Source organism: Halorubrum salsamenti (assembly GCF_007671685.1).
Taxonomy (GTDB): domain Archaea; phylum Halobacteriota; class Halobacteria; order Halobacteriales; family Haloferacaceae; genus Halorubrum; species Halorubrum salsamenti.
Genome location: NZ_VCNL01000004.1, coordinates 375,177 through 398,455 on the forward strand (window position 1 = coordinate 375,177; position 23,279 = coordinate 398,455).

Genomic DNA, 23,279 nt, shown 5'->3' on the forward strand with positions numbered 1-23,279 from the left:
CGAATCGATAGAATCCATACGTGTTTCGAAATGTGAACGATCGATAGACACAGAAACTATTTCCCGCCATCGAAGATTTTAATTGTTTATCCTTAGCATATCGAGCGGGATGCTCCCGATACCGCTCCAAGAAACTGTTCAATTCACGCATAGTCCACTACTAACATTTATAATTGGTCTGATAATTGTCATCGCGCTGCTCGTGTGGTTGGACCTCCCGGCGTTCATCGGGCTGATCATCTCGGCGTTCCTGGTCGGCGTGGTAAACACGATCTTCGTCGCTGACTTCACCGCCGCCGACGCCGGCAGTCAGGTCGCGACGGCGTTCGGCAACGGGATGGCGGGGATCGGGATACCGATCCTCATGGCCGCGGTCATCGGGAAGGGTATGCTGGAGAGCGGCGCGGCCCAACGGGTCGTCCGCGGGTTCCAGAACGTGCTCGGCGAGAGCAACTCCGACGTAGCCCTGCTCGGAAGCAGTTCGGTACTCGCGATTCCGGTGTTCTTCGACAGCGTGTTCTACCTGATGGCGCCGCTCGCGCGCTCGATGCGGGCGCGTGTCGGTCGTGACTACACGCTGTTCATCGTCGTCGTCGGCGCGGGAGCCGCGACGACGCACGTGTTCGTTCCGCCCACGCCCGGCCCGCTCGCGGTCGCCGACCAGGTCGGGAGCAACCTGGGGACGACGATCGTTGTCGGATTAGTGACCGCCATCCCGGCGGCAGTCATGTCCGGGCTCGTCTACGGTCGCTGGATCAACAGCCGGCTCGACATCCCGCTGCGGGACACGATGGCGACGTCGACGGAGGAACTGCAGGAGGTCGCCGACCGGCCGACCAGCGAACTCCCGGGAGTGCTCGAGTCGCTGGCGCCGATCCTGCTGGCGGTCCTGCTGATCGCGTCCGCGACGTTCGTCAACACGTTCCAGGAAGTCGTTCCGGCCCTGGCCTCGCTGCAGCCGGTCACCGCCTTCCTCGGGAACAAGAACGTCGCGCTGACCATCGCTGCGCTCGCCGCCGCGTACACGTTCTACCGTTACGATACGATGGGCCGGAGCGAGTGGAGCGACGAGCTCACCGAGGCCCTGAAAAGCGGCGGGAACATCGCCGCGATCACGGCGGCCGGCGGAGCGTTCGGCGCGCTGCTCGCCGCCTCCGGAATCGGTGACTACCTGGCCAACGCGCTTCAGGAAGTGGGGATCGGGCTGCTCATCACGGCCTGGCTCATCGCCGCGATCGTCCGCATCGCTCAGGGGTCGGCCACGGCCGCGATGCTGACCGCAGCCGGGATTATGGCGCCGCTCACCGGACAGTTGACCGTCCACCCGGCCTACCTCGTGATGGTCATCGGCGCCGGCGGGAACATCTTCTCGTGGTTCAACGACTCCGGCTTCTGGCTCGTCAGCGAGATCGGGGGGCTCACCAAGCGGGAAACGCTGCAGACCTGGACCGCCCTCACGACGATCATCTCGATAACGGGGCTCGTGACCGTGCTGATCGTCTCCACGATCTTCCCGCTCGTCTGAACCCGGTCAGGCGGGTTTCTTTTTTTAATACCCCCGTCAGCGACCGCTCCGTCGCTACTCGTCGTCCTCGGGCGGCCACGCGACCCCGCGCTCAGCGAGGAGGTCGGCGAACCCGTCCTCGTCGACGACGGGCACGCCCTCGGCGTCAGCGTCGGCGCGCTTCGACCGCCCGGGGTTCTCGCCGGCGACGAGGTAGTCGGTGTTGCCCGAGACGCTCGACGTGGCGTCGGCGCCGTGAGCCTCCACGTGCGACTGCGCCTCGCTCCGGGTCGTCGACAGCGACCCGGTGAACACGAACGTCAGCCCGTCGAGCGCGTCGCCCGTCTCGACCGCGACGGGCTCGGGGTCGACCCCGCGCTCGCGGAGCCCCTCGATCGCGGCCCGGTTCTCCTCGTTGTCGAGGAACGTCCGGATCGATTCGGCCACCTCCGGACCCACGTCGTCGACGGCGCGGAGCTCCGCCTCGTCGGCGTCGAGGACGGAATCGAGGTCGCCGAAGTGCGCCGCCAGCGCCCGGGCCGTCGTCGCGCCCACGTCGGGGATCCCGAGTCCGGCGAGGAAGTCGTCGAGCGGCGGGTCGCGGGTCGCGTCCAGCTCCGCGATCAGGTTCTCGGCGCTGGTCTCGCCCCATCCCTCCAACGCGGCGAGGTCGTCGACGGTGAGGTCGTACAGGTCCGGCAGCGACTCGACCAGATCCGCCTCCCGGAGCTGCTCGACGCGCTCGGGACCCAACCCCTCGACGTCGAGCGCGTCCCGGCGCGCCCAGTGTTCGATCGCCCGTTCCAGCTGCGCCGGACAGCCCAGACCACCCGTACAGAACGCGAGCGGCCCGTCGCGTTCGACCGGGGCGTCACATATCGGACACGTCTCGGGGAAGGCGTACGTCCCCTCGGAGCGCTTCTCGACCACCTCGGGGACGTAGGGGATCACGTCGCCCGCGCGGTAGATCCGCACGCGGTCGCCGACGTTCACGCCGAGCGCCTCGATCTCGGCGGGGTTGTGCAGGGTCGCGCGCGAGACGGTGACGCCGCCCACGTCGACCGGCTCCAGCTCGGCGACGGGGGTGAGCCGACCCGTACGGCCCACCTGCACCGTGACGCCTTCCACGGTCGTCGTCGCGGTGCGGGGCGGGAACTTGTACGCGAACGCCCACCGCGGCGCCCGCGACGTCGACCCGAGCGCCTCGCGGTGCGCGCGGTCGTCGACGGATATCACGACCCCGTCGATCGCGAAATTCAGGTCCTCGCGGTCGGCCATGAGCCGGTCGCGGTAGTCGAGCGCGCCCTCGATGTCGTCGACGCGCTCGACCCGATCGGTGCGCCGGAGCCCGAACTCGTCGAACGCGTCGAACTCCGCCCAGTGGGTGTCTGGACGCTCGGGGGTGTCATCGTCGGCTTCGGCATCTCCGTCGCCGGTCTCCCACCCCAACACGTCGAAGAAGAAGATCTCGAGGGGGCGCTCCGCGACGACCGACGGATCGAGCTGACGGAGGGTACCGGCGGCGGCGTTGCGGGGGTTCGCGAACGGCTCCTCGCCGCGCTCCATCAGCTCCTCGTTGTACGCCGCGAACGCGTCGCGGGGCATGTAGGCCTCGCCGCGGACCGCGAGCCGGCTCGGCGGGTCGCCGCGGAGCTTCCCGGGGACGGACCGGATCGTCCGGACCTGCTCGGTCACGTCGTCGCCCTCGGTCCCGTCGCCGCGGGTGGCGGCGCGGACGTACTCGCCGTCCTCGTAGACCACCTCGACCGAGAGCCCGTCGAACTTCGGCTCGCAGACGTACGCGACCGCGTCCGGGTCGAGCCCCTCGGCGTCGAGCCCCCGCCGGACGCGCCCGTCGAACTCGCGGACCGCCTCCGCCTCGGTCGCGTTGTCGATGGAGCGCATCGGCGCGACGTGTTCGACCGTCTCCAGCCCGTCGAGCGGCTCGCCGCCGACGCGGCGAGTGGGGGAGTTCCCGGTCGGGATATCGAACGCGTCTTCGAGCTCCCGCAGCCGGGCGAACAGCCGGTCGTACGTCTCGTCGGCGATCAGGGGGTCGGCCTCCACGTAGTACCGGTGGTCGTGCTCGCGAATCGCCGCCCGGAGCAGCGACGCCTGCTCGGCGGCCTCCGCTTCGGAGAGCGACGCGACCGGCTCGAAGTCGGTCGGCGGCGACTCCACGTAGGGGTTCTCGTCCGGGTCCGCGTACCGGGGCGACGACCCGGAGTGCGCGCTCGTCATCGACCGATCCTTGCGTCGGCTCGGGTTAAAAGCGACCGTTCGTATTCGGGTCCCTGTCCGTTGCGCTCCGATTAAACCCGACTGTTACGGTGGATGACACGGCTGGCGCGTGCCGGCGAGCGCCCGACAGGGCGCGAGTCGCACGCGCGAGGGAGTCGCGCCACGACTAGTCGTTTATAAGCGAGCGGCTGAGCTTTCGAAGCGTTCACCGCAGAATCGGCGTTCAGTTATAAGTACCCGACTGCGACGCCACTCGGCCCTTTATAAACCCGAACGGACCGTATTCGCCTATTCCACCCGCTCGCCCGCGGCGAACACCGCCTCGGGGTCCTGCCACGCGGTCACGTCCTCTGTGGGGTCGGCGTCGAGGACGACGAGGTCGGCCCGGTACCCCTCCTCGATTCGGCCCACGTCGTCAAGTCCGAGCAGGTCGGCGGCGTTGACGGTGGCCGCCTCCAGCGCGCCCTCGGGCGAGAGCCCGTAGTCGACCATGTACTCGAGCTCCCGCGGGATGTCCCCGAAGAAGTTGAAGGGGGTGCCGGCGTCGGTGCCCATCGCGATCGACACGCCGGCCTCCAGCGCGTGGTCCCACGCGTCGTCGAAGCGGTCGGCGGCGTCCTCGCCCTTCGCGACGGCGTCCTCGGGGATCCCGGCCTCGACGCCGTGATCGACGATGCCGCGGAGCGCGCTCGCGGTCGGGACCCAGTAGGTCCCGCGCTCGGCCATCAGCTCGGCGGCCTCGCGGTCCATGAAGGTGCCGTGTTCGACGCTCGAAACCCCGGCCTCGACCGCGTTCTTGATCCCCTCCTCGCCGTGGGCGTGGGCGGCGGTGGGCGTGTCGGTCGGCGCGGCGGCGTCGGTGAAGGCGGCGAGCTCCGCGGGCGTCAGCTCCGGGGCGCCGGTCACCGCGCCCTCGGTGAGGACGCCGCCGGTCGCCATGCACTTGAGCACGTCCGCGCCCGCCTTCAGCTGCTCGCGGGCCGCCTTCCGGACCTCGGCCGGGCCGTCGGCCTCGCGGCCGAACCAGTTGCCGTGGCCGCCGGTCATGATCACGTTGCGGCCGCACGCGAGGACGCGCGGGCCGTCGATGTCGCCGGCGGCGACCGCCTCGCCCGCGTCGAGCGCGAGCGTCCCGCGGCTCCCCAGATCGCGGACCGTCGTGACGCCCGCTTCGAGGGCGTCTCGGAGGTTCCCGGCCGCCCGGTAGCTCGCGGTGTAGTCGCTGTCGGAGACCGCGGTGGCCACGTCGGGCCGCCCGTCCATCATGACGTGGACGTGCGCGTCGATCAGGCCGGGCGCGACGACCGACCCGCTCGCGTCGGTCTCGGCGTCGACCGCGGCCTCGCCCCCGACCGCCTCGACCGCGTCCGGCCCGACCGCGACGATCTCGCCGTCCGCGACCGCGACGTCGGCCTCGCGGGTCCCGCCGGCGTCGGCCACTCGTCCGCCTCGAAGCACGTGCATGCCCTCACGAGGGAGCGTTCGTCCCGTAAACGCTCGGGTCTAGGAAGTCGACGCGGGGTGGTTCGTGTCACGGACCCACACACATATCCGGGTGGGTTGTGATACATACACATGGAAAATGCTGATCACGACCCGTCCGGCGGGCTGTACGAGCGACGCATCGGGACCCCGACGACCGACGACGAGGTGAACGGGTTCTGGCTGTTCGGGTTCGGCGTGCTACTCGGGCTGGCCGGCGTCGTCCTGTTCTCCCTCACGGAGTCGGCGACGACGACGCGCGGGATCGCCTACGCGCTCGCGGCGTTAGCCCCGCCGTTCGTCATGCTCGGCGCGGTGATCCGCTTCCCGCTACGGCGGGCGGGAACGTTCATCGGATACCTCGGGACGACGGTCAGCGTCCTCGGCGTGGTCTGGTTCGTGAACATCTTCCCCGACGGCTGGTTCACCGCCTCCGGCGACCCGGCCGTGATCGCCGTGTACGGAGTCGGGCTCGTACTCATCGGGCTCGCTGGGACGGTCGTCCCGCTCCTGTCCGACCCGGTCCGCGAGGATTACGAGCGGATGCAGAGCGAAGCGGCGGCCGCGACCACCGAGCGCGACGAGACCAGCGCGGAACTGGAAGCGACTCGGGAGGAGCTGGAGACGGCCCGCGAGAATCTGGCGTCGACCCGCGAGGGTCTGGAGTCGACCCGTGAAGATCTGAAGGCGACCCGAGAGGAGCTCGCGACCGCCGATTCGGAGCTCGAAGCGGCCCGCGCGGAGACCGCGGCGCTGCGCGAGAGCAAGGCGCGATTCGAGCTGTTCGAGGACGCGGGTGGCAAGCCGCGCTGGCGGCTCCGCCACCGCAACGGCAACGTCATCGCGACCGCCGGACAGGGGTACAGCAGCCGCGGTAAGGCCCAGCAGGGGCTCCACAGCGTCAGGCGGAACGCGCTCGGTGCCGGGATCCTCCGGATCGAGACCCCGGTCGCGGAGGCCGAGGCGATCGCCGACGACGACGGCCCGGAACCCGCAGACGCCGCGGACCCGGACGTGGCCGTGCCGAGCGAGGACGAGGAGATCGCGAGCAGGGGGACCTTCGAGCTGTTCGAGGACGCGGGCGGCGAGTGGCGCTGGCGGCTCCGCCACGACAACGGGAACGTCATCTCGGACTCCGGCGAGGGGTACGCCTCCAAGTCGAACGCGAAGCGCGCGCTCGGACGGGTCCGCGAGCACGCCGCCGCCGCGGACTACCTCCAGGTCGACCCGACCGCCTTCGAGATGTTTCGGGACGCGGCCGGCGAGTGGCGCTGGCGGCTCATCCACGAGAACGGAAACGTACTCGCCGACTCCGGCGAGGGGTACTCCTCCCGGTCGAAGGCCCGTCAGGGGCTCGACAGCGTGCGGTCGAACGCCGCCGAGGCGGGTCTCGAAGCGGTCGGCGACGACGGCGTGAGCGGCGACGCAGACGGGAGCCCCAACGCGACCTTCGAACTCTACGAGGACGCGGCCGAGGAGTACCGCTGGCGGCTCCGCCACCGCAACGGCAACATCATCGCGGACTCCGGCGAGGGGTACGCCTCCGAGCCGAACGCGCGGGACGCGATCGGACGCGTCCGCGAGTACGCACCCGACGCCGACGTGTTAGAGGTCGGCAACGCCGCCTTCGAGATTTACGAGGACGCCGGCGGCGAGTGGCGCTGGCGGCTCCGCCACCGCAACGGCAACATCGTCGCCGACTCCGGACAGGGATACGCCTCCCGGTCGAACGCGGTCGAGGGGGTCACGTCGGTGAAGCGGAACGCCCCCGGCGCGGCGGCGGAGACGGTCGAGGCGGGAGAGTAAGCCGGCGGAATCGGCGGTCGGTGTTTTTGCTTTTTAAGTAGTCGATCAGGACTCCGCCAAGAGCTTCAGGCGGAGCTCCCGCTCGTCGACCTCGTACTTGAACGCGGGGTGGCCATTGACGAGCACGTAGGGGACGCGCTCGCCGTACTCCTCGGCCAGTTCGGGGTCCTCGTCGACGTCGACCATGTCGAGGTCGATCGCCACGTCGAGGCCCTCGGCGACCTCCTCGATGGTCTCGCGGGCGACCTCGCACAGCGAACAGTCCTCGCGGGTGTACACCGTGACGGGGACGGTCTCCGAGGCGTCCGTCTCGCTCATACGTCGGCGTTCGGTCGGTGGCGACGAGTCGCTTTCGATCGGTCGGGTCTGTGGTTGATGCTGGTGGTGCAGTGAAGGCCTCCAAAGCCCCAGTCGATCGCTTATAAATGGTTGCTGACGGAGCGGCTGTGAACACTTCCAAAGGGGCAGCCCGCACGGCACCGCAACCGCGCCTCACGCCTCCCCAGCCTCGTCGGCCACCCTCCGCGTTGCTTCGGGTGGCCGACTCCAGCGAGGGACCGAAGGTCCCTCTGGCAGCCGGCGGCTTCGCCGCCGGCGACCTCGCACGCGCTACTCGCGCCCTCTGGGCGCTCGGAGGCGCGCGCCACCGCGTCGTTCTTTATAAGCGATCACGTATCACTATCGCAGACTCCGGCTACCGTCGCAAGAAAATCGGGGATTGAGTTCGCGTCGCGGTCGACGACCGGAGAGCGCGGTTCGCCTTTTAAGCGATCGTCTCGTACTGCTCGGAGAGCTTCTCGGCGGCCTCGTCGAGCAGCTCCGACTCGTACTCGTCGAGGTCCCACTCGACGACCTCCTCGACGCCGTTCGAGCCGAGCTTCGCGGGGACGCCGAGCGCGGTGTCCTCGTAGCCGAACTCGCCGTCGAGCACGACCGAGCAGGGGAGCACCTCGCCGGTGTCGTTCAGGACCGCCTCGACGGTGTGCGCGACGCCGGTCGCGGGCCCCCACTGCGTGGCGCCCTTCCGGCTGATCACGTCCATCGCGGACTCCTGGAGGTCCGCGAGGATCTGCTCCTTCTCGTCGGCGTCGAAGCTCGGGTCGCGGCCGTTCACGCGCACCTTCGAGAAGACGGGGGCCTGCGCGTCGCCGTGCTCGCCGAGGATCGTCGCCTCGACGTTCTTCACGGGCGCGTCGAAGCGCTGCGAGAGGACGTAGCGGAAGCGCGCCGAGTCGAGCCGCCCGCCGAAGCCGACCACCTTGTGGCGGTCGCGGTCGCCCGCCTCGTACAGGTGACGGTTCAGCAGGTCCACCGGGTTCGAGGTGGTGACGGTGACGAAGTCGTCGTTGTGCTCGGCCAGCGACGAGCCGATGTCCTCCATGATCGGCGCGTTGTCGCCCGCCAGGTCGATCCGGGTCTGGCCCTCCTTACGCGGGATACCGGCCGTGATCACGACCACGTCCGAGCCGGCGGTGTCCTCGTACTCGCCCTGCCGGACGGTCGTGTTCGAGTCGTAGGCGACGCCGTGGTTCGCGTCGGCCGCCTGCCCGATCGTCGTCTCGCGCTGGTCCGGGATGTCGACGAAGACGAGTTCGTCGACCACGTCCCGCAGCGCGAGGTTGTACCCGGCCGCGGCCCCGACGGTCCCCGCCGCACCGATGACGCTCACTTTTGTCATGCCGTGTGAAGTCGCGGTCGGGCGGCGAGTAAACGTTTCGGAACCTCACAAACGTCCGTGCCAATTTCGTTGTCGATCTCGCCGAGCCGTCGCGAAAACACTAACTCTGGCGGCCGCACACACCCACTCAGTGCCGACGTTCCGCTACCCGTGTCCCGGCTGCCGGACGACCAACAGCCTCCACGACGCCGACTGCGACTTCGAGGGCGTGAGCTGGCCGACCATCGAGAAGGCGTACACGGACCTCCTCACCGTCCTCACCGCCGAGCCGGACGGGATGGCCGAGTCCACGCTCCGCGAGGCGGTCCACGGAGAGTGGGGCGGCCTCCACAAGGCCGCGCTCGGCGCCTTGGAACGCGAGCAGCGCGTCGTCGAGGACGGCGACCGGCTCCGACTGCTCACGGCGGCGGAGTTCAAGGAGCGCGTCTCCGAGCCCACCCGCGATCCGATGCGGACCGTCTACGAACACGGCTCAGTCCCCGGCTGTCACGATAACGCCGTCTTCGCGATGGTGGCGTGGTACGAGATGGTGGGGCTCTCGTGGCCCGAGACCCGTGAAAACGTGATCGAGTGGCTCCGCGAGTCCGGCGCGTGGGACCGCGGCGGCTTCGAGGAGTCGACGCCCGAGGAGCTCGTCGACGCCAAGCGCCACGTGTACGACGAGGGGTACGGCTGGAAGGAGAAGGGACAGGCCGCGAAACGCGTCATCGAGCGGCATATATAATCGGAGCCGCCGCCGTCGCGTCGCCGTTCCTGATCGGCGCCCTGATTCTCGTTCCCGTGGCGGTCGCGTTCGGGCGGTCGGCGGACTGAGCGAGCCGCAGTCGCACGGTACCTTTACGATCCGCGTCTCCCTCGTAACGACAGATGCTCTTCGACCTCGTCCCCGCGTGGCCCGCCCTCGGCTCTCTCGCCGGCGGGGCGGGGGCGATCTGGCTCGCGTGGGCGATCCGCGAGCGGCTCGGTCGCCCCGGCGTCGACTGGTTCCTCGGCGTGTTCGCCGCGCAGGCGACGTGGTGTCTCTCCTACGGGATCGGGCTGCTCGTCGGCGATCCCACGCTCCGGTACCTGTTGGAGGCGGCGACGTGGCTGGGGATCGTCTGGACCGGGGTGGCGTTTCTCGGCTTCGCGCTGGAGTACACGGGCCGGAGCGACGTGGTCCGGAGCCGGCTGTTCGCGTCGGTCGTCGGCTTCGGGCTCCTCTCGACGGCCCTGCTGGTCACGAACCCGGTCCACGGCGCGTTCTGGTCCGGGTTGGAGAGCGATCCCGCCTTCGGCGTCGAGACCGTCTCGTACGCGTTCGGTCCGTGGGCGTACCTGACCGTCGCCGTGGAGAGCGTGCTCGTCGCCAGCGCCGTCTTCCTCCTGGTCGACACCCTGCTCAGTTACGGCCCGCTCTACCGCCGAGAGAGCGCCGCCGTCGCGCTGAGTCCGCTTCCGCCGGGGTTCGCGATCGTCGCGTGGGCGCTCGCGCTCGGCCCCGTCCCGCAGCTCCAGCTCGCGCCGATCATGTTCGTCCCGCACGTCCTCCTCGACGCCTACGCGTTCGACCGCGCGGAGATGTTCGACCGCAATCCGACGACCAGCCGCGCGGCCGAGCGCACCGCGATCGACGACCTGACGGACCCCATCGTCGCGCTCGGCCTCGACCGCCGGGTCGTCCGGCTCAACCCCGCCGCCGAGACGGTCCTGGGCGTCGACGCCGAGACCGCTCGCGACCGCCCGCTCGCCGAGTTTCTCGACCTGCCGGCTCGCGTCGGGAGTGACTTCGGGGGCGACCCCGACAGGGACGTCGCCGACGAAATCGACCCCGACGGCGACACCGAGGCTCCTTCCGCCGCCGACGGTGCCGAACCCGACGGCGGGGCCTCCCGCGAGGCGGTCGAGATCGACTCCGCGGCCGGAACCGGCCGGCGCACCTACGCGGTGTCGACCTCGCGGCTGACCGATCCCAACGGCACTCACGTCGGATACACGGTCGTCCTCTCGGACATCACTGAGCGCGAACGCCGCCGACAGCAGCTGGAGGTGCTCAACCGAATCCTGCGCCACAACCTCCGCAACGACGCCGGGGTCGTTCGCGGGTACGGCGAGATCCTCCGCGACCGCCTCGAGGACGCCGAACTGGTCCGGATGGCCGACGCGATCGAGCGCCGCGCGGGCGCGCTGGCCGCGCTCGGCGAGAAGGCCGGCACCGTCGAACGGCTCGTCTCCGACGGGGACGCGAGCGTCGTCGCCGTCGACGAGGTCGTCGCGTCCGCGGTCGCCGACGCGCGCGAGCGCGACCCCGACGCGACCGTCGAGTCGGTCGTGGAGGACCTCGACGACGGCGGCTGGACCACGCGCGTCAGGGAGGACGCGCTCCGGGCGATCGTCGAGAACACCGTGGAGAACGCGCTCGACCACCACGACGGCGAGGGGGGCGAGCGGGAGGACGGGGAAGCGTGGGTTCGGGCGTCGCTCCGGCGGGAGAACGACGGAGGCGGTCCAGATGACGCGAGTAACGACGCCGCCCGATTCGTCCTTGTCGTCGAGGACGACGGCCCCGGCATCCCCGATCACGAGGTCGAGGCGGTCGAGTCCGGACGCGAGACCGCGCTCGAACACGGCTCGGGGCTCGGGCTCTGGGTCGTCGAGTGGGGCGCCGCGGCGATCGGCGCCGAGGTCGACTACGCCGACCGCGAGCCGCGCGGGACGCGCGTGACGGTGTCGATCCCTGTCGTGGACGAGGCGTGAATCGGGGGAAAAGTTGGAACTTCGACAATTCACAAAACAGCGAAATCGACCGATTCAGTCGCTTTGGATGCGAGGTGCTAGCATGAATGTCACGTGCCCGAGCCCCTCGGCGAACCCGTAGTGGAGCTTGACGGGGAACTCCTCGCCGAGCTCGATGGTGACCTCGGCGTCGGAGGGGATCGCCTTGTTCATGTCCTTGAGGTAGTCGAGGCTGAACAGCGAGTCGGCGGGGCCGGCGGTGAGCGCGATGAGGTCCTCGCGGGCGAGCCGCAGGTCGACGTCGTCGGTGTCGCCCTCCGCCTCGATGAAGAACGCCTCGTCGGTCTCGTCGACGCGGAGGCGGATGTGGTCCGAGACCATGTCGGCGGCCGTGATCCCGCGGTCGATCTGGGCGCCCTCGACGACGATCTCGGAGGCGAGATCGAGGTCGGGGATGTCCGGCTCCTGTCGGATGGAGTCGGGGTCGATGAGCGCGAGCGTGTACGAGAGCCCGTCGATCTCGATGTGGAGCTTGCGGGTCTCCTCGTCGAGTTCGAGGTGGATCAGGTCGCCGGAGTTGGCCATGCCGGCGATGTCTTCGAGGCGGGCGAGGTTGACGCCGATGACGCCGCCGTCGGCCTCGTAGGACTCGAACGCGGCGGCTTCGAGGGTGAGATCGACCATACCCACGTTGGCGGGGTCGACGGCCCGGATGGAGAGCTCCTCTTCGTTCAGGCGGATCTTACACTCGTCGACCAACACGCTCACCGAATCGAGCGCGTCCTGTAGCGTTGACGCGCCCACGATGGCCTTGAACATATACGTTCGGCTAGGGCGGTATCACCTAAAAAGGCACCCGATCGGACCGGCACGGAAACGCTCAAACCGACCGGATCAGCCGGGCGATGACGACTGCCAGCGTGACGACGGTTCGCAGTAGTCGGAGGCGTTCGAGCCGGTATTCGACCGGGGCGGAGTCGCAGTCCTCATCGGTCTCGGACCGGTCGCGTTCCGACCGATCGCCTCCCGTCTCTCCGGGGGGATCGACCCCGTCGCGGGGGCGGTCGTCGGCTCGGTCGGACCCGTCTCGGTCGGACCCGTCTCGATCGAATCCCCGACCGCGTCGGGAGGGGGCCGGTCCGCAGTTCGCGTTCGGTTCGTCGATCCGGTCGTTCGGCGTCGGAGGTGCCGGGGTCTCGTCGTGCATGGAACCAACTGCGACCGACTCGCTGGCCGCACACGACGATACGGCGTTAATTCATAAGTATTCGAGCCGAATGCAAGGCGGAACTGAAAGTCGTCGAGGGCCGGTGGCGATCGCGGGCGTCGGGAGGCGAGCCAGGAGTGCTCAGATCAGCGGCTCGACGATCTCGCGGCCCTCGGCGAGGAGGTCGTCGACCGCCTCGTCACCGTCGGCCTCGGCGTACACCCGGAGCTTCGGTTCGGTGCCCGAGGGGCGGACGAGCAGCCACGAGCCGTTCTCTAAGAGGAGCTTGAACCCGTCGAGGGTGACCACCTTCGCGACGCCGTGGCCGGCGACCGACTCGGGGATGTGCTCTTCGAGTTCGTCGAGGACGCCCGCCTTCCGATCGTCGGGGCAGTCGAGCGACACCCTCCCGGAGGCGATCGCCCCGTGTTCGTCGAGCAGGCGGTCCACCCGGTCGTCGAACGGCTCCGCGGCGTGGGTTCCCGCGGCGAGCAGCGCCATCAACACGCCGTCCTTCTCGCGGACGTGGCCGCGGAGGGTGAACCCGCCCGACTCCTCGCCGCCGAACAGCGCGTCGCGTTTCCCCATCGCCTCGGCGACCCACTTGAAGCCGACCGGGGTCTCGTACACCGGCTCTCCGTGCGCCTCCGCGATGCGGTCGACGAGGAACGTCGTGGAGACGGTTCTGACGGCGGGCCCGGAGTCGTGCTCGAGAAGTCGGTCGTAGCAGGCGGCGTAGAAGAGGTTCGCGTTGAGCACGCCGCGCTCGGGCGTGACGACCGCGATCCGGTCGGCGTCCCCGTCGTTTGCGATCCCCAGGTCCACGTCACTGTCGGGATCCGTCACGCGGGCGGCCAGCGCTTCGAGGTGCTCGGCCGACGGCTCGGGGGAGCCCCCGCCGAACGTCACGTCGCGCTCGCAGCGCAGGCGGACGACCTCTGCCCCCGCGGATTCGAGGAGCGCGTCGGTGACGCCGCGCCCGCTCCCGTGCATCGCGTCGTACGCGACCGTGAGACCGTCGAGGTCGACCCCGTCGCCCCCGGTCGCGGCGCCGACGACCTCGCGGGCCGCGTCGGCGTGGTCGCTCACGAGGTCGACGCGAGAGACCTCGCCGCGCTCGGCCTCGGGGAGGAGGTCGGGCTCCGCGAGGCGGTCGACGATGTCCTCCGTGACACCCGGGAGCGCGGGCGCGCCGTCGTCCGGGATGAACTTCACGCCGTTGTACTCGGGCGGGTTGTGCGAGGCGGTGACCATGCAGGCACCGGCGAGCCCGCGGTCGACGATGGCGTACGCGATCACGGGCGTCGGCGCGTCGCGCTCGGGGAGGAGTACGTCGAAGCCGTTGCCGGCGAGCACCTCGGCGAGGCTCTCGGCGAACCCCTCCGAGGTCTCGCGGGCGTCGTAGCCGACCGCGACCGGATCGTCGTGGCCCGCCGCCGCGAGGTGGTCGGCGATCGCCTGTCCAACGATCCGCACGCGCTCGTCGGTGAAGGTGTCGAGAGTGGCCCGCCAACCGTCCGTGCCGAAGGCAATCTGGTCCATATCCCACCGGTCGGCCGCAGGGACAATAATGCCCGGTGCCGGTCGCGAACGTTGCAGGAACGAACGGCCGGTGGGGGTATTTATAAATGAATCGCGGTGGCGCGGGCCCGCGCGGGCCGTGGCCTTGGAAGTGTCCGCCGACGATCCGTCGACAACCATTGATACCCGATCGGCTGGGGGTCGCCACCGAACGACGACAGCGGCGGCAACGCCGACACCGAGAGGTCCGCTCGCCTACTGCGGTGCGTTGAAGCTCACGTCGTCGTCGAGTTCGTTCGACATCCGCTCTAAGTACGAGTACACCGCGCCGTGGGGGGCCCCGTCCAACAGCATCCCGACCGCTCGGCGGACCACTTCCAGCTCCTCGGGCTGGCCGACGGCGCCCACGGTCGACCCGTAGACGACGACGTTCGCGCCCGACAGCTCCTCCAACAGCTCCCGCGTCCGACCGTTCTCGCCGATGATCCGGCCCTTCTTGCGCTGGAGGTCGTTGTCGTTTCGGGTGTGCTCGGAGAGGTCGATCAGGTCGAGCGTCCGGAGGTCGTGGTCGAGGATCGACAGCGCGGTCTCCGGCTTGAACCCTCGCCCGATCGCTTTGATAATGTCCGGCGCCACCATCGCGGCGACCGGGTCGTCGCGCTCCTCGATGGCGACGCTGCCCGACTCCGAGTCGATGTCGAGCCGCACGTTCGCCCGCTCCTCGATCTCCCGCATCGTCTCGCCGCCGGCGCCGATGACGACGCCGATCCGGTCCTGCGGAACCGTCACGTGTTGCATACGACGAACTACCCGGCGGAGCCTTTTAAGCGTGTTCCGCCGCGAGCGGTATGTGGCAGCGTGACGGTAGTCTTCGGCCGCTTGAGGACGATATCACCGCGATCTACTCGCTCGACTCGCCGCCCGACTCCCCGTCCGATTCCGACTCCCCGTCCGATTCCGACTCCCCTCCCGATTCCGGCTCCCCGCTCGGCTCCGGTTCCGGCTCCGTCACGTACTCGTAGAGGTCGTCGGGGTCGACGTCGATCCCTTGCCGGGTGAAAAACGTCGCCACGTTCTCGCAGTCGCGGTCGAGGAACTCCCCGGCGTTCGGGTGGTGCACCGTCACCGCCTGTCCCATGTCGATGATCACCAGCTCGCCCTCGTGGATGATCATGTTGTACTCCGAGAGGTCGCCGTGGATCAGCCCGGCGCGGTAGAGCCGGCGCATGTACTCGCGGACGACCTCGTAGGCGGTCTCGGGGTTCTCGACGTCGACCTCGTTCAGCCGCCGCGCCCGGTCCTCCGCGTGCCCGACCAGTTCCATCACGAGGACGTTCCGCTGGACCGCGATGGGTTCGGGCACCCGCACGCCGGCCTTCCGAGCGCGTTCGAGGTTCGCGAACTCCTTGCGGGTCCACGCCAACACGACCGCCTTCTTGTCGCTCGCGATCCCCTCGAACCGCGGGTCGCCCTCCAGGTACTCGCGCATGTGCCGGAAGTTCGAGGAGTTGATCCGGTACACCTTCACCGCGACCTCGCGCTCGGGCGTGACGCCCTCGGGTCCGCCGCCCGCCGCGGCCGATCCCGGTTCCGGCCGCTCGCCCGCCTGCCCGCCGAGCGCCTCGAAGACGCTCGCCTCCTTCCCGGTCGAGACCGGCCCGCCGAAGGCGTCGACGTAGCCGTCCTGCACGAGCTTGTAGATGGCCGCCAGCGTCGCGTCGTCGAACACCGACTCCTGCAGTTTGAACTGCTCGGTGTCTTTGATCCGCTTGCGGAACTCGTCGAACTCCCGGTCCTGTCGGCGGGCGATCCGGTCCGCCTCCGTGTCGGAGACGTCCAGCTGTTCCCACTCGTCGCCGGGCTGATCTTCGGGTTCAAGCAGGACGAACTCCTCGCTCATTCGCCTCGACGTTCGAGGCCGCGAGGGATAAGCGAGGGGGTCCGGCGCCACGTCGGCTCCGCCTTCGAGACGGTCACAACACGTCGAGCGCGTCCTCGACCGGCATGTGGCCGTCCCGAACCACCTCCAGAATCTCCCGGCGCTCCTCCGTCTCGGGGTCGGTTTCGTCTCCGCCGTCTCCATCGCCGTCGGCGCCGAGCTCGCCGAGCGTCACCTTCTCGGTCTCGCCGACGAACTCCGGGAAGTCGGTCCCCTCCGCGAGCGCCGTCCCCTTCTTCACGCGATACGACCCGGCGTCGGTGGTGTAGAGGTCGCCGGGATGGAAGAAGTACCAGTCCTCGCGGTCGAACCGCACCGCGATCCGCGCCTTCGCGCCGAAGTTCCGCGCGAAGAACAGCAGCGCCTCCACCTCCTCGCCGGTGAGGTAGATCGGGTCGCCCGCGCTCGACTTCGCCTCGATCGCGTAGAACGTCTCTCCGTCGCCCGCGAGCACGTCGGGGAGCTCCCGCTCCGTCGCGGCGCCGCTGGCCGGGGCGCGCATCACGGCGAACCCCGCCTCGTCGAGGGCGTTCACCAGCTCCCGCTCGCGGCGGTCGCCCTTCCGGTTAGCGGACACGGTCGTCGTCACCCGGTTCGGTCATGAGCGTCGTAGACGCGAGCCGGTCAAAAGCCCGGCGGGTCGCGGGCCGACTCCGTCACCCGCGAAGCCGCCACCACACCGACCGGATCTTGTACCCGAGCGATCCCCGCTCGTACCCGTTCCACCCGCTCATACCACCCGCAAGCGTCGACGCCTCGTATCCCGCGTCGTCGAGCACCCGAGTCGCGCGCTTGGCGACGAGTCCCATCTTACAGACGGTGACGACCTCCCTGTCGTCGGGGATCTCGTCGATCCGACGCCGGAGGCTCGCCTCGTCACCGGCGCGGAGGTCGTCGTATACGGGGACGTTTCGGCTCGCGTCGATCGCGCCGCGCTCGTACTCCGATGCGGGCCGGATGTCCAGCAGGAAGGGCTCGTCGTCGGTCCCGAGGCGGTCGGCCAGTTCGTCGGGGAGGATGCGGCTCATCACCGGGAGATCGGTCTCGCGGCGGAAACCCTTGCCGACCGCGGGTGCGGTCGGTGGCCGACGGTCACTCGTCCGCCTTCACTCCCGCAGCCGCTCCGCGTGCTCGACGACGACGCGCCCCAGCGTCTCCGTGCGCCGCCGGACGTCGTCGTCGACGATCCGCGGGCTCTCGCCGGTCTCGACGACCCGCGACGCCCCCTCGATCCCGACCTCGTGGGGGACCGTCCACGCGTGGACGTTCCGGAACGTCGACCGGAGGTGTTCGAGCGTCCCGCCGTACGACCCCCCGCCGGCGGTCGCGAGCAGCCCCACGGCGGTGTCCGCGTACTCGTCGGAGCCGCAGAAGTCGTGGAAGTTCTTGAACGTCGAGGAGTAGGAGCCGCGGTAGACGGGGGTGCCGGCGAGGACGCCGTCGGCCTCGCGGACGCGCCGTTTCAGCGCCTCGCTGTCGCCCTGTACGTCCTCGTCCGGATGATACAGCGGGAGGTCGACCGCTCCCAGATCGATCAGGTCGATCTCGGCGCCGGCGTCTCCCGCGGCGGCGAGGGCGACGCGGAGCGCGGCCCGCGTGGTACTCGCCTCCCGACGGCTGGCGGACACAGCGGCGATTCGGGTCATACGTCGCGTTCGGGGTCGGAGGACAAAAACGCGGGCGGTCGAGGGTGTCCGATCGACCGCCCGTACCGATCGGGTGCGGAAAGTGCGAGGCGAACACCACGGCTGGAGCCGTGAGAGGGGATCAGAAGCGATCCACGCCTTGACGCTCGGTCCGTGGTTCTATATAAAGGCCCATGTGAACGTGCCTCATACCGCGCGGTACTCCCCTACCGTGTTGCGTTTTCGCACGACCCGAGCAAAAGGTTTATATAGAATCACAATCAATCAATGGCTGTAATGTCACAGCGCCAGCGGATGGGCAATCAGCCCATGATCGTACTTTCCGAGGAGTCGCAGCGTACCTCCGGAAAGGACGCTCAGAACATGAATATCACGGCCGGCAAGGCGGTCGCGGAGTCCGTCCGCACCACGCTCGGCCCGAAAGGGATGGACAAGATGCTCGTCGACTCCGGCGGGTCCGTCGTCGTCACGAACGACGGCGTCACCATCCTGAAGGAGATGGACATCGACCACCCGGCGGCCAACATGATCGTCGAGGTAAGCGAGACGCAGGAGGAGGAAGTCGGTGACGGGACCACCTCCGCCGTCGTCGTCGCCGGTGAGCTCCTCGACCAGGCCGAGGAGCTCCTCGATCAGGACATCCACGCGACCACGCTCGCGCAGGGGTACCGTCAGGCCTCCGAGAAGGCCAAGGAGATCCTCGAAGACGAGGCCATCGACGTCTCCGAGGACGACTACGACACGCTCGTCGAGATCGCCGAGACGGCGATGACGGGCAAGGGCGCCGAGAACTCCAAGGACCTGCTCGCCGAGCTCGTCGTCGACTCCGTCCTCGCGGTCAAGGACGACGACGGCATCGACACGGAGAACGTCTCCGTCGAGAAGGTCGTCGGCAGCTCGATCGACCAGTCCGAGCTCGTCGAGGGCGTCATCGTCGACAAGGAGCGCGTCGACGAGAACATGCCCTTCGCTGTCGAGGACGCCGACGTGGCGCTGTTCGACGGCGCCATCGAAGTGAAGGAGACGGAGATCGACGCCGAGGTCAACGTCACGGACCCCGACCAGCTCCAGCAGTTCCTCGACCAGGAAGAGGAGCAGCTCCGCGAGATGGTCGACCACCTGACGGAGATCGGCGCCGACGTCGTCTTCGTCGGTGACGGCATCGACGACATGGCCCAGCACTACCTCGCGCAGGAGGGCATCCTCGCCGTCCGCCGCGCGAAGTCCGACGACCTCAAGCGCCTCGCCCGCGCGACCGGCGGCCGCGTCGTCTCCAACCTCGACGACATCGAGACGGACGACCTCGGCTTCGCCGGCTCCGTCGCCCAGAAGGACATCGGCGGCGACGAGCGCATCTTCGTCGAGGACGTCGAAGAGGCGAAGTCCGTCACGCTCATCCTCCGCGGCGGCACCGAACACGTCGTCGACGAGGTCGAGCGCGCCATCGACGACTCGCTCGGCGTCGTTCGCACGACGCTGCTCGACGGGAAGGTGCTGCCCGGCGGCGGCGCCCCCGAGGCCGAGCTGGCCCTCCAGCTCCGCGACTTCGCCGACTCCGTCGGCGGCCGAGAGCAGCTCGCCGTCGAGGCGTTCGCCGACGCGCTGGAAGTCATCCCGCGCACCCTCGCCGAGAACGCGGGTCTCGACCCCATCGACTCGCTGGTCGACCTCCGCTCCCGCCACGACGGCGGCGAGTTCGGCGCCGGTCTCGACGCCTACACGGGCGACGTGATCGACATGGAGGCCGAGGGCGTCGTGGAGCCGCTCCGCGTCAAGACCCAGGCCATCGAGTCCGCCACCGAGGCGGCCGTCATGATCCTCCGCATCGACGACGTCATCGCGGCCGGCGACCTCAAGGGCGGCGGCTCCGACGACGGCGGCGACGAGGGCGGCCCCGGCGGCGCGCCCGGCGGCATGGGCGGCGGCATGGGCGGCATGGGCGGCATGGGCGGCGCGATGTGAAGTTCGGTTAACGCCTTCACACCCCCACGCCGACCGCAGCCGTTCCGCTGGACCGACCCGCCGACCGACCGTCGCGCGCCCCTTCGGGCCTCGACGACACGCGATTTTTATCGACGACTGACGCGACGCCACTCGCTTAGCCGCCGGCTCGTTACTCGAACAGTGAGCAGTCGCTCCGTCGACACGACGATAACACCGATGTCACCCCCCGACACGGGTGTTCGCGAGCCGTTAAGTGTCGTCCGCGCCTCCGATCGATCACGAGACGGGTCCGCCGCGAGCGCGCGTGACGCGGCGCGGTCCGTTCGATTTACCACACAATGCCACAGCAGAAAGCGGACTACGCAGACGACACCGAGATCGACGAGACGCTGGACCAGCCCGCCGACGACGCGACCGTCGAGGAGACGGTCGCGAACCTCGAGGAGCGCGGCTTCGACGTGATCGTCGTCGACGACGCCGACGAGGCGCTCGACGCGGTACGGTCGCAGATCCCCGCGGGCGCGTCCGTGATGAACGGCCACTCGACGACCCTCGAAGAGATCGGCTTCGACGACCTCCTCAGCGAGGGCGACCACGAGTGGGAGAGCCTCCCCGACCAGATCTGGAGCATCGACGACGACGCCGAGCGACAGACCGCGCGCCGCGAGTCGCAGACGGCCGACTACTTCCTCGGCGGCATCAACGCGATCGCGCAGACGGGCGAGCTCGTCGCCGCCGACCTCTCCGGCAGCCGCGTCGGGGCCTACCCGTTCGCCGCCGGCAACGTGGCCATCGTCACGGGCACGAACAAGATCGTCCCGACGCTCGACGACGCGCTCGACCGGCTGGAGTCGGTCGCGTACCCGCTGGAGAACGAGCGCGCACAGGAGGCGTACGGCGTCGAGTCGGCGGTCGCCAAGCAGCTCATCTACCGCCGCGAGACAGAGGAGGGCCGGACGACGGTCGTCCTCGTGCGCGAGCAGCTCGGGTACTGAGCCCGGAACACGCTCCGCCGTTTCGACGGCGACGCGTCACGCGTTCTCTCCCCCGGTTTTCGCGTCCGTGAGCGGCGGCGCTGGTCGCGGCGGTACAGCGGGCCGGGATGCGAACCGCGGTCGAGATCCCCTCGTCGGGCGCGGTCGAAACCGCGTCCGAGTGGTAAGAGACGGGACCGGACGGCATAGTCGGACATCGGTAAGGCGGATGAGCACGCGCAGTGACCGATCCGTCGGGCGACGGACCCTAAAAGAGGACAGTCGCGACGATGGCCGTGTTGATGACGATCAGTGCCGTGAGGAGGATGAGTCGGATGTGTCGATGGACACCGGCCCTGTCCTCCGGGAAAAGCGCACTAGCCATTGTCGCGGGGGAGCACAACTGTTCTCGTCTCGGTGCCCGGGGTCGGGAAGCGTGTTCGGATCAGCCGGTTGATGTACGTGCTCATTACCCACATGATTGTAATTTAAACTACTAGTAGTTTTCTTTAGTATACACTACCAGTAGCTACTAATAATACAGAGATGTGGTTGTAGAGAATTCACCAGCATAACCGGCACAAAAATGTTGTTAGGACAAGGTTAATGTGTGAGTAAATACCACCAGTATACAGAGAACGCGGACGGGGACGTAGTCGATCAGAGAGCTGATGTCACGGAAACATACGATCGACGGATCGCTCGAGCGAAACGTCATGACGGTAGTTCGTTCCCGTACCCCTCGATCAGACCTGGCTTTGTGAGCAATAATACTTCCAGAACGAGAAAGCAATTTGCATTAGATATAGTATAACAAACTAGTTTTCAAAAATTATTTATGTTATTGATATATAATCCAACATGATGGATGAACCGATTCGGCAGAGTGGTGATCTGGGGATGAAGATCGACGACGATGAGGGTCCGAAGCTGGATTGGGCCGTGATCAAGTCCCTGATGAGTGCTCAGGCGAACACGAGTACGTCTCTCGAACGATACCTCCTGTACGTGACTCACGACGACTTCGATCTCGACAGGCAGAACGTGGAGCGGTGCATCTCACAGGCGATTGATCACCACGAGCGCGCGCTCGAGGATCTGAAAGTCGCACGCGAACTCGTTTCAGACAAAAACAATTAATAAATACAGATTTTATTTAGAGTTTAATGCTTCGAATCTAGAAGGATATATGTACATCGGGGGAGTGGTCCCCGATAATGCGGCTGACAGTCCCGACGGATTTCGAAATCCTGCAGATTCTTTCTAACGGCAGACGTAATAACGCGATCAACATCGCGGCGCATCTCGACAAGAACCGGTCGTACGTCAACACGCGGTTGCCGGTGCTAGCCGATTACGGGCTGCTCGACCGCGTCGGACCCGCACCGAACAGCGGACTCTACGAGATCACCGAACGGGGACGGGTCGCGGCGAGCCACCGGGAGGAGTACGAGGACGACGACGTCGACTTCGAGGCGCTGATCGATCGGAAGCTGGCGGAGCAGGAGTAGCTCGGCACTGACAGAGCGACCGAGCGCGGGAGAGAGAACACGTCGACACCGGGGGTTCTGCGGCCAGGAGTTAACCGACGAGAGAGCGGCGTCCGTGTCCGACGTCGATCCGAGCAGAGCCGCGGCTGCGTGTCGAGGGCGCGTCAGCGGCCGGCGCTCGATGACGGCGAAACCGCATATAGTATATACCATCAGTATCCACTAGCGCGTATGATACCCATCGCGAACGCGTTCGATCTGATCGTGTTGCGGTGTCTCTCGGAACGCGGCGGCGGCAGCGCGTCGGAGATCGCGGGGCGGCTCGATCGATCGCGGCCGTACGTGCGCACGCGACTGATCACGCTCGCGGAGACCGGCTACGTGCGGACGGACGGCACCGAGCCGCGCTTTCAGACGTACGAGCTCACGTCGACGGGCGCGGCCGTGGCTCGGCGCGTGGGTTCGACGGCGGACGTGTAGCAGCACGGGACGAGCGAGCCGATCGGGACGGCGACCGCGGGGCGTCGCCCGCGAGACGTCGATCACGGATCGAGGGTCGAGACCGACGTTTTCGGGGAGTAATCGGGCCTTAACGTAGTTTATGCTACTCCTATATACTGACGGTAGATATAAGTGGTTAGATTAGATAACTGATAACTGCAACGTGAAGTGGCTACTAGAACGGTCAATCGGCGTACAGAGCGAGGTGATTGCAGATCAGTGGCGATGACAGACGATACCAACGGCGACGACACCGCGGACCTGACGCGGACGACGATCGAGTTGGACCGAGAGGTCTGGCGGGAGGTTCGCTCCGACGCGGTCGCGGACGGGGCGAACGTCTCCGAGAAGCTCGAGGAAGTCCTCGTGGACTACTACAACTTAGAGTAATGACACGAGGGATCGACGGCCGCGACGTATCAGTCGTGACCCGAACGACCGGAGCGTATCGTGCGACGACCGACCAGCAGTCGACAGCAGCTACACACAATCACACTACATGACAGACGACAATAGCCGGAAGAAGGCACAAGCGGTCTTCTTCTCGATCGTGAGAGCGTGTCATAGAAAGCGTCACGTACGAAGCAGCAGGGTGCGAAAAGTGTGTCCAACACCAGCGCAACCCTGCAAG

Annotated in this window: 22 protein-coding genes; 10 read left to right on the top strand and 12 right to left on the bottom strand. The window is 68.0% G+C overall.

Annotated elements, in window-relative coordinates:
- Positions 1-109 precede the first annotated feature (109 nt).
- Positions 110-1,525 carry a GntP family permease gene (locus tag FGL94_RS13210; RefSeq protein WP_144926077.1) on the top strand — a complete coding sequence of 472 codons (1,416 nt, stop codon included), beginning with the start codon at positions 110-112 and terminating at the stop codon, positions 1,523-1,525.
- 54 nt (positions 1,526-1,579) lie between these two features.
- On the opposite strand, the gene ligA is transcribed toward FGL94_RS13210, so the two are convergent.
- A complete protein-coding gene (ligA, locus tag FGL94_RS13215) occupies positions 1,580-3,745 on the bottom strand; it encodes an NAD-dependent DNA ligase LigA (protein WP_144926080.1) in 2,166 nt (721 codons plus the stop codon).
- 288 nt (positions 3,746-4,033) lie between these two features.
- Positions 4,034-5,209 carry a metal-dependent hydrolase family protein gene (locus FGL94_RS13220; protein WP_186313413.1) on the bottom strand — a complete coding sequence of 392 codons (1,176 nt, stop codon included), beginning with the start codon at positions 5,207-5,209 and terminating at the stop codon, positions 4,034-4,036.
- Between the two features lie 111 nt (positions 5,210-5,320).
- Between FGL94_RS13220 and FGL94_RS13225 the strand changes: the two genes are divergently transcribed.
- Complete coding sequence (locus FGL94_RS13225; protein WP_144926083.1) at positions 5,321-7,033, top strand: HVO_2922 family protein; 1,713 nt, start codon at positions 5,321-5,323, stop codon at positions 7,031-7,033.
- A 45-nt stretch (positions 7,034-7,078) separates the two neighbouring features.
- Here FGL94_RS13225 and FGL94_RS13230 read toward each other — a convergent pair whose 3' ends face one another.
- Positions 7,079-7,351 (bottom strand): glutaredoxin family protein, encoded by a 273-nt coding sequence (locus FGL94_RS13230; RefSeq protein ID WP_144926086.1) that lies wholly within the window; start codon positions 7,349-7,351, stop codon positions 7,079-7,081.
- Positions 7,352-7,796: 445 nt separating this feature from the next.
- Positions 7,797-8,711, bottom strand: coding sequence for a malate dehydrogenase (gene mdh, locus FGL94_RS13235; RefSeq protein WP_144926088.1), 915 nt, complete (start codon positions 8,709-8,711; stop codon positions 7,797-7,799).
- 130 nt (positions 8,712-8,841) lie between these two features.
- Between mdh and FGL94_RS13240 the strand changes: the two genes are divergently transcribed.
- Both FGL94_RS13240 and FGL94_RS13245 read left to right on the top strand, forming a co-directional pair.
- Positions 8,842-9,435, top strand: coding sequence for a DUF7474 family protein (locus FGL94_RS13240; protein ID WP_144926091.1), 594 nt, complete (start codon positions 8,842-8,844; stop codon positions 9,433-9,435).
- A 143-nt stretch (positions 9,436-9,578) separates the two neighbouring features.
- Positions 9,579-11,447, top strand: a complete 1,869-nt coding sequence (locus FGL94_RS13245; RefSeq protein ID WP_144926094.1) for a sensor histidine kinase — start codon at positions 9,579-9,581, stop codon at positions 11,445-11,447.
- Between the two features lie 54 nt (positions 11,448-11,501).
- Here the strand turns inward: FGL94_RS13245 and FGL94_RS13250 are convergent, their stop codons facing one another.
- From FGL94_RS13250 to FGL94_RS13285, 8 genes are all read right to left on the bottom strand, one after another.
- Complete coding sequence (locus tag FGL94_RS13250) at positions 11,502-12,245, bottom strand: DNA polymerase sliding clamp (protein WP_144926097.1); 744 nt, start codon at positions 12,243-12,245, stop codon at positions 11,502-11,504.
- Positions 12,246-12,306: 61 nt separating this feature from the next.
- Positions 12,307-12,633 carry a hypothetical protein gene (locus FGL94_RS13255; protein ID WP_144926100.1) on the bottom strand — a complete coding sequence of 109 codons (327 nt, stop codon included), beginning with the start codon at positions 12,631-12,633 and terminating at the stop codon, positions 12,307-12,309.
- A gap of 141 nt (positions 12,634-12,774) precedes the next feature.
- Complete coding sequence (locus FGL94_RS13260) at positions 12,775-14,175, bottom strand: phosphoglucomutase/phosphomannomutase family protein (protein ID WP_144926102.1); 1,401 nt, start codon at positions 14,173-14,175, stop codon at positions 12,775-12,777.
- 234 nt (positions 14,176-14,409) lie between these two features.
- Entirely contained in the window at positions 14,410-14,952 is a 543-nt protein-coding gene (locus FGL94_RS13265) for a KH domain-containing protein (RefSeq protein WP_008444741.1), read from the bottom strand.
- A gap of 103 nt (positions 14,953-15,055) precedes the next feature.
- Positions 15,056-16,054, bottom strand: a complete 999-nt coding sequence (gene rio1, locus FGL94_RS13270; RefSeq protein WP_144926105.1) for a serine/threonine-protein kinase Rio1 — start codon at positions 16,052-16,054, stop codon at positions 15,056-15,058.
- Positions 16,055-16,127: 73 nt separating this feature from the next.
- Complete coding sequence (hjc, locus tag FGL94_RS13275; protein WP_144926108.1) at positions 16,128-16,682, bottom strand: Holliday junction resolvase Hjc; 555 nt, start codon at positions 16,680-16,682, stop codon at positions 16,128-16,130.
- Between the two features lie 67 nt (positions 16,683-16,749).
- Positions 16,750-17,121: a rhodanese-like domain-containing protein gene (locus FGL94_RS13280; protein WP_144926111.1), complete on the bottom strand. Its 372-nt coding sequence runs from the start codon at positions 17,119-17,121 to the stop codon at positions 16,750-16,752.
- 78 nt (positions 17,122-17,199) lie between these two features.
- Entirely contained in the window at positions 17,200-17,739 is a 540-nt protein-coding gene (locus FGL94_RS13285; protein ID WP_144926114.1) for an NADPH-dependent FMN reductase, read from the bottom strand.
- Positions 17,740-18,048: 309 nt separating this feature from the next.
- Here FGL94_RS13285 and thsA point away from each other — a divergent pair, with 309 nt between their 5' ends.
- From thsA to FGL94_RS18390, 6 genes are all read left to right on the top strand, one after another.
- Complete coding sequence (gene thsA / locus FGL94_RS13290; RefSeq protein WP_144926178.1) at positions 18,049-19,701, top strand: thermosome subunit alpha; 1,653 nt, start codon at positions 18,049-18,051, stop codon at positions 19,699-19,701.
- 320 nt (positions 19,702-20,021) lie between these two features.
- Positions 20,022-20,678 carry a lactate utilization protein gene (locus tag FGL94_RS13295; protein WP_144926117.1) on the top strand — a complete coding sequence of 219 codons (657 nt, stop codon included), beginning with the start codon at positions 20,022-20,024 and terminating at the stop codon, positions 20,676-20,678.
- A gap of 843 nt (positions 20,679-21,521) precedes the next feature.
- On the top strand, positions 21,522-21,797 hold the full coding sequence (locus FGL94_RS13300; RefSeq protein ID WP_144926120.1) for a hypothetical protein: 276 nt from the start codon (positions 21,522-21,524) through the stop codon (positions 21,795-21,797).
- Positions 21,798-21,874: 77 nt separating this feature from the next.
- Entirely contained in the window at positions 21,875-22,168 is a 294-nt protein-coding gene (locus FGL94_RS13305; RefSeq protein WP_144926123.1) for an ArsR family transcriptional regulator, read from the top strand.
- Positions 22,169-22,378: 210 nt separating this feature from the next.
- The gene (locus tag FGL94_RS13310; protein ID WP_144926126.1) at positions 22,379-22,627 is read left to right on the top strand and encodes a helix-turn-helix domain-containing protein; all 249 of its coding nucleotides are present in this window, start codon (positions 22,379-22,381) and stop codon (positions 22,625-22,627) included.
- A gap of 246 nt (positions 22,628-22,873) precedes the next feature.
- Complete coding sequence (locus FGL94_RS18390; protein ID WP_180271753.1) at positions 22,874-23,038, top strand: hypothetical protein; 165 nt, start codon at positions 22,874-22,876, stop codon at positions 23,036-23,038.
- Positions 23,039-23,279 lie beyond the last annotated feature (241 nt).